5 protein-coding genes are annotated in these 4,627 nt (G+C 74.9%); 1 reads left to right on the top strand and 4 read right to left on the bottom strand.

Features of this window, described 5'->3' with window-relative positions; all coding sequences use genetic code 11:
* Positions 1 to 116 precede the first annotated feature (116 nt).
* Positions 117 to 1,481, top strand: a complete 1,365-nt coding sequence (locus HMPREF3099_RS01695) for an MFS transporter (protein ID WP_168168415.1) — start codon at positions 117 to 119, stop codon at positions 1,479 to 1,481.
* Here the strand turns inward: HMPREF3099_RS01695 and HMPREF3099_RS01690 are convergent.
* From HMPREF3099_RS01690 to HMPREF3099_RS01680, 4 genes are all read right to left on the bottom strand, one after another.
* Positions 1,449 to 2,519 (bottom strand): acyltransferase family protein, encoded by a 1,071-nt coding sequence (locus tag HMPREF3099_RS01690; protein ID WP_070703469.1) that lies wholly within the window; start codon positions 2,517 to 2,519, stop codon positions 1,449 to 1,451. The genes HMPREF3099_RS01695 and HMPREF3099_RS01690 overlap by 33 nt on opposite strands.
* A 12-nt stretch (positions 2,520 to 2,531) precedes the next feature.
* Entirely contained in the window at positions 2,532 to 2,702 is a 171-nt protein-coding gene (locus tag HMPREF3099_RS12670) for a hypothetical protein (RefSeq protein ID WP_168168414.1), read from the bottom strand.
* Positions 2,703 to 3,090: 388 nt separating this feature from the next.
* Positions 3,091 to 4,308 (bottom strand): glucose-1-phosphate adenylyltransferase family protein, encoded by a 1,218-nt coding sequence (locus HMPREF3099_RS01685; protein ID WP_168168413.1) that lies wholly within the window; start codon positions 4,306 to 4,308, stop codon positions 3,091 to 3,093.
* Positions 4,309 to 4,355: 47 nt separating this feature from the next.
* A partial coding sequence (locus HMPREF3099_RS01680; RefSeq protein ID WP_141761928.1) for a rhodanese-like domain-containing protein occupies positions 4,356 to 4,627 on the bottom strand: 272 nt, incomplete at its 5' end.

The following is a 4,627-nucleotide window of genomic DNA, read 5'->3' as shown; positions in this document are numbered from 1 at the left end:
CGGGGGCACCCGCTCACCGCGGGTGCCCCCGGCGTGGCCGTTCCCGCACACTGGGTCCACCGGCCCACCGACCCGTCCACCCACCCCAGGAGCCCCATGACCCAGCGAGCCGCCTCGTGACCGCCGCCCAGACCGCACCCGGCCCCGGGGCGGGCCTGCCGCGCTTCCTGGCCCCCTTCGCCACCCGGGACTACCGCCTGCTGGCCACCAGCCTGCTGCTCGTCTCGTTCTCCGCGGGGGTGTGGACCGTGGGGCTGGTCTACGCCGTCAAGGGCCTCGGCGGCCGCGAGGTGGACCTCTCGGTGGTCACGGCCGTGGGCTCGATCGGGCTGGTGCTCTGCGCGCTCGTCGGGGGCGTGGCCGCCGACCGGCTGCCCCTGCGCGGACTGCTGGCCGGCTGCTCGCTGCTGTTCGCCGTCGTCGGCGGGGTGGTGGCGCTGCTGGGGGCCACCGGCGCCCTGCAGATGTGGCAGCTCATGGTCGCGGCCTTCCTGGCCATGGCCTGTGCCGGCATCTACAACCCGGCCTACTCCGCGCTGCTGCCGCGGGTGCTGCACGACGACCAGCTGCTGGCCGCCAACGGCCTGGAGGCCGCGAGCCGCCCGGTGCTGCAGCAGGCGGCCGGTCCGGCCGTCGCCGGCTTCGTGGTGGGGGCGGTGGCGCCCTCGGCGGCGATGGCGGTGGTGACCGTGGCGCAGGCAGGGGCCGTGGCCTGCGTGCTGGCGCTGCGCACCGGAGGGCTGTTCCGGCGTGCGCTGCCGGTGGAGGAGCAGGGACCGGACCAGTCGGTCTGGCGCGACTTCACCGAGGGCGCCGCGTACACCTGGCGCACCCCCTGGCTGGCGGCCACGCTCGTGTGGTCGGTGGTGGCGGTGTTCCTGTTCATCGGGCCGATGGAGGTGCTGCTGCCCTTCATCGTCACGCGCCACGGGGGCGGACCGGACACCTTCGGGCTGCTGCTGGCGTGCCTGGGTGCGGGGGCCGCGGTGGGGGCCATCGGCGTGAGCTCCCGCCGCCTGCCGCGGCGCTACCTCACGGTCATGATCACGGTGTGGTCGGTGGCGGCGGTGCCCTTCTTCGCCCTGGCGATCACGGACAGCTTCTGGCTCATGGGCCTGGTGCTCTTCGTCTTCGGCCTCGGCGACGGAGCGGGCATGGTCATCTGGGGCACGCTGCTGCAGCGCCGGGTGCCGCGGTCCATGCTCGGCCGCGTGAGCTCGCTGGACTTCTTCGTCTCGCTGGCCATGATGCCGGTCTCGATGGCGCTGGCCGGCCCGGTGGCGCAGGTGCTGCCCACCTGGGTGGTCTTCGCCCTGCCGTCGGTAGGCATCCCGTTGGTGGGGCTGGCCTGCCACATGCTGGCCGACCTGGGCGGGGACGAGCTGCGGCACCCGCTGGACCAGGAGGTGGACCTGGCCGGCGCGCACACCGAGGTGGTGGACGGCGTCTCAGGCCTCCACTCGTCGGCCCGCGCTGAGTAGCACCACCGCCAGCACGAGGCCCGCCGCCCAGGCCAGCTGCTCGGCCGTCAGACCGAAGCCGAGCTGCCACAGGCGGTGGACCGCCACGCCGCCGAGCACCGCACCCAGCACGCCGCGCCAGGTGGTGCTCGTGGTGGCGAAGCGGGAGAACCACACCTCCCACCGGACGGCGCCGAACACCATGACCGCCAGCATCGCGCCGGAGAGCACGAACCACACCGGGCGCACCATCCACCAGCCGGCGATGCTGCGGGGGAGCAGCAGGTCCGGGGCGAGCATGCCGATGCCGATCATCACGGTCATGGCCGGTACGTGCCACAGGTAGACCAGCATGGCCAGTGCGTTGCCGGTGCCGATGCGGCGCCGCCACCGCTCGCCGGGGGACCACCCGAGCAGGCGCCGGCCCACCGCGGTGAGCACGGCCCACTGCGCGATGCCGAGCACGGCCAGGGCGGCGGTGGGCGGGGCTAGGTTGCTCACCGGGGCGTCCCGCACGCCCAGGTTGGTGGGGAACCAGGGACCCGGCACCACCATGGCCACCAGCGCGGCGACGCAGGCGAGCACCACCAGGCCCAGCTGCCACAGCGGGGCGGCGAAGGCGCGGCGGCGCGCGTAGCCGACGCCCAGCTGGTGGCAGAACAGCCAGACGAACACGAGGTTGAGCGCGGTGAGGTCGACCCCGCCCCAGAAGCGCAGCACGTCCACGCCGAACGCGGCGGCCAGCAGCACCGCCGCCGAGGCCCACCCGGTGCGGTCGAAGGCCCACACCGCCAGCGGCGCGGTGGCGGTGCACAGCAGGTAGACCGAGAGGAACCACAGCGGGTTGGCGATCTGGTCGCCGATGGTGACCGCCAGGCCGGGGGCGATGAGCCCGCCGACCACCACCACGAGCAGGGTGACCCCCATGAGCGGCAGCACCGGCGAGGTCAGGCGTCGGGCGCGCAGGCCCAGGTAGGCCCCGAGCGGGTCTCCGGAGGCGCGCCAGCGGTCCACCAGCAGGGTGTTGGTGAAGCCGCCGGCCACGAAGAAGGCCGGCATGGCCTGCAGGAGCTAGGTGAGGGCCCACACCACGGGACCGGAGAGCGCGAGCTCCAGCTGCAGGCCGTCCTCCATCCACAGGTGCAGGTAGCACCAGTGCATGCAGACGACGATGATCATGGCCGCGAGGCGGACGATGTCCACCACGTGGTCGCGTGCGCGTGTGGCGCCCCCGTTGGTCATGCGCGCATTGTGCACTGCCACAGGGCAGGAGGGCCCGATGCGGGTGAGCACGACGGAGCAGCGCAGGGACGGCACGGGGTGGCTGGTGGTGATCGCCGAGCCCGAGCCCGGGGACGGCGGTGGACACGACGCGGCGGGTACCGGCGACGACGGCGGGGTCGGCGGCGTGCGGATGGGGCTGCACCGACTGCACCGCGGCCGCCGCTCTCATGCCCGCGCCCACGGCCCTGTACTTCCTGGAGCGGGCCCTGCAGCACCCGGAGCCGGGGGCGGCGCTGCGGCGCTCGCCGATCAAGGTGGAGATCAGCATCGCCCACGCGCGTGCGCTCGCAGGCCGGGCGGGTGGCCCGCTACCTCGGTCGGCGGGTGCGCCGCCGCTGAGGGCCCCTCAGGCGGTGGTGCCGGGGTCCAGGCGGGCGCCGGGGGCCAGCTCCACGCCCTCGCCGATGGTGCTCTGGCGGCCCACCAGCACGATGTGCTCGTCCTCCAGCTCGTCCGGCCCGGGCTTACCGACCCGTGCGTCCGCACCCACCTGCACGCCCTCGTCGACGATCGCCGTGGAGATGCTCGCCCCGGCGGCCACGTGCACCTCGTCGAAGAGCACGCTGTCGACCACGGTGGCACCCTCCTCGACCACCACGCCCGGGCCGAGCACGCTGCGCTCCACCGTGCCGGCCACGCGGCAGCCGGGGGAGAGCAGGGCGTCGCTCGCCCGACCGGTGGAGGTCACCAGGGCCGGGGGCAGGTCGCGGTGGCTGCTGCGCACCACGAGGCGCTCGGTGGCGAAGACCTGGTCGGGATCGGCCACGAGGTCGCGGTGGCCCTGCAGGTAGGCCGAGGGGCGGCCCATGTCGCGCCAGTAGCCCTCGACCCGGTGGCGGCGCACCGAGCCACGCTCCACGAGGCGGGGCAACACCTCCTCGGGCAGGTCGCCGGGGCCGTCGTCGTCCGCCTCGGCGGGGTCGCCGGGGCAGGACGCGCGATCGGCGCGCACGGCATCGAGCACCTCGCGCAGTGCCGGCCAGGAGTAGACGACCACCTCGGCGGAGATCTCCGGGTCGTCGCCGGGCTCCTCGGGCTTCTCGGCGATGCCGGTGACGCGCTCGCCGTCGAGGGTGAGCACGGCCTTGTGACGGGCCACCTCGGGGGAGGCCGGCAGGGAGAGGACGGTGCACTCGGCCCCCGAGGCGGTGTGGGCGGCCACCGCCTCGGCGAGGTCGGCCACGAGCACCTGGTCGGCGCTCAGCGTGATGACCACGTCCGGGCCGTGCGCCTCGACGGCGTCGCGGACGGCCAGCAGGTCCTCGGTGTTGGACTCGGAGAACGCCGGGCCGTCCGCGTGGCCGCTCTCGGGCACCATGCGCCGGTAGCCGCCGCGCACCCGGTCCAGGTCCCACGGACGGCCGTGCTGCAGGTGGTCGTCCAGGGTGCTGGCCATGTACTGCACGCTCACCCACACGTCGCTGATGCCGGCGTGGGCCGCCGCGGAGACCGCGAGGTCCACCAGCCGGTAGGACCCGGCGTAGGGCAGGGCCGGCTTGGCGCGCTCCTGGGTGAGCACCTCCATGCGCGAGCCCTGGCCACCGGCCTGGACGATCGCGAGCACGCGCGGGCGTCGGGCGCGGGGGTGCGGGTCATCGGTCCCTCCTGGGGTCAGGTGGCGGGGTCGGTCCGCCGGCCAGTCTGCCCCGGATCGGCCCACGCGTCCCATCCACCCACCAGGTGCCCCACCTCACCGCCGCGGGCACGCACCGCGTCGCGGGCCAGCCCGGAGCGCATCCCGCTGGCGCAGTGCAGCACCGCGCCGTGCACGGCCGCGTCGTGGTCGCCGCGCAGCACCTCCTCGAACGGCAGGAAGACCGCCCCGGGCAGGATGCCGACGGTGCGCTCGGCCGGGTCGCGCAGGTCCACCACCACCGGCGGGT

The sequence above is a fragment of the Kytococcus sp. HMSC28H12 genome, assembly GCF_001816045.1.
Lineage (GTDB): Bacteria > Actinomycetota > Actinomycetes > Actinomycetales > Dermatophilaceae > Kytococcus > Kytococcus schroeteri.
This window is presented reverse-complemented; position numbering and strand designations above follow the sequence as displayed.

Bases quoted from the DNA above. Each gene is read 5' to 3' on its own strand.
- HMPREF3099_RS01690 (WP_070703469.1), bottom strand. From the start codon at position 2,519: ATGCCGGCCTTCTTCGTGGCCGGCGGCTTCACCAACACCCTGCTGGTG.
- HMPREF3099_RS12670 (WP_168168414.1), bottom strand. From the start codon at position 2,702: ATGACCAACGGGGGCGCCACACGCGCACGCGACCACGTGGTGGACATC.